The following is a 1,666-nucleotide window of genomic DNA, read 5'->3' as shown; positions in this document are numbered from 1 at the left end:
ATGGCATTCACCTGCTCCGCATGAACCGCTTCACATCACTCGGGACGCCAGAGACCGTCCGCATGCGCTGAAAATATCTGGGAAAGGGACAAGTCCGGCCTCAATCCGAATAGCTCAACAAAGCCTGTCTGGATCATTTGTGCGGCAATCGGCGGTGTTTGGCGGACAGGGTGGGATTCGAACCCACGGATGCTTGCGCATCGGCGGTTTTCAAGACCGCTGCCTTAAACCACTCGGCCACCTGTCCAGAGACACACATTGCGCCCTGAGCCGCCCGATGCGGCGGGCCGCCCTTCTTAGCCCCGATCCCGACACCGGGTCCAGCCCCAATGCGCACAGGCTCTGCGAGCCACCGATGACGTATGACACGTATTGCTTCATGAATCCGGAAGAGCCGGGAAGACGCCCGAAAATAAAGTTCTAAACTAAAATAGTGTCTTGGTGGATAATTTGGACCAGAAGTGGGTCAACGGCGCGTCTCATGCAGAAAGGCCGTATGTAAAAGCCGTTTAAACGTGTTGCGATGGACCAGCTTTTGTCCGGTAGCAGGTTATCTTCTGCACGGAAAAAATTTTCCTGGCGGTGTCAGGACCCACAGCCACAACCGGCCCGAAGCTGCGATCCTGACAGTTCCGCCCACGCCCCACCGCCGTCCAAATGGGAGGGCTGAGGACGTGTAGGTGATCAAGGTCCTTCCGTCTGCCAGTTCCATCTGAGGCAATGCCTCCATGAAACGCGCTCCGTCGGTCGGTTGACAGCACTGGCATCAAGTTCTCGGGCGAAGGCGAGTGGCCCATTCGCCGGGAAAACGATCCGCCGGACCGTTTTCTGGTCCGGCTCATCCGCAAACACGGGGCCAGCCGCCGTCGCCAGTGGCGCAAGATCCACATCGGTATCGATGCTGACACGCTTGAGGTGCAAGACGTCGAGATGACCAGCAACCGTATCGGCGATGCGTCTGTCCTCCCCGATCCGTTGGCGCAGATTGCGCTGCAAGAGCGGATCGGCAGCGTAACCGCCGATAACATTTATGACACCAAAGCTTGTCACACCGCCATCGCGGCCCGGGGTTGCGATGCGATCATACCGCCGGGACGAAATGCCCGGGAGTGGAAAGGCCATGATCCCGGCCTGCAGGCGCGAAACGAGGCGCTACGCGCCTGCAAACGCTTCGGGCGGGCCAACTGAAAGAAATGGTCCGGATATCACCGACGTAGTTGCGTGGAGGCCAGGATGAGATGCCTCAAGCTCCTGTGGGAGCCCATCATGGCGAGGGACTTCGACCGGCGGGATGCAGAGGTTCAGATCCGCATCGTGTCGCAGGCTCTCTCGAACCAATGGCATTCACCTGCTCCGCATGAACCGCTTCACATCACCCGGCACGCCCGGGACTTGTCGCATGCGCTGATGAGAGCAAGCAAAGGGATACGTTCAGCCTCAGCCCGTTTGTGCAGCATGTGTAACCGCCCCCTTGCGCAAGAGGGATCTTCAGAACTTCTTTTGGCGCGTCATCGGGTGCTGAAATGTGTCCGGCCTTTTCCGCAGCCATCTTTATGCAGCGGGCCCGTAGACGGGCAGACCGCTGTCCGGATCTTCCACGATGGCAACCAGCCGAGCCGCATTGGCTGCACCCTGTGGCACGATCTGACCAAATTCGGTCAGGTGG

At 59.1% G+C, this 1,666-nt stretch carries 1 tRNA gene and 1 pseudogene; one reads left to right on the top strand and one right to left on the bottom strand.

The window, feature by feature from the left end:
• Positions 1-159: 159 nt before the first annotated feature.
• A tRNA-Ser gene (locus XINFAN_RS18915) sits at positions 160-247 on the bottom strand.
• 503 nt (positions 248-750) lie between these two features.
• Between XINFAN_RS18915 and XINFAN_RS18910 the strand changes: the two are divergent.
• A pseudogene (locus XINFAN_RS18910) lies at positions 751-1,408 on the top strand (IS5 family transposase); the annotation flags it as partial.
• Between the last annotated feature and the right edge of the window lie 258 nt (positions 1,409-1,666).

The organism is Pseudogemmobacter humi (genome assembly GCF_900609055.1).
Taxonomy (GTDB): domain Bacteria; phylum Pseudomonadota; class Alphaproteobacteria; order Rhodobacterales; family Rhodobacteraceae; genus Pseudogemmobacter; species Pseudogemmobacter humi.
This window is presented reverse-complemented; position numbering and strand designations above follow the sequence as displayed.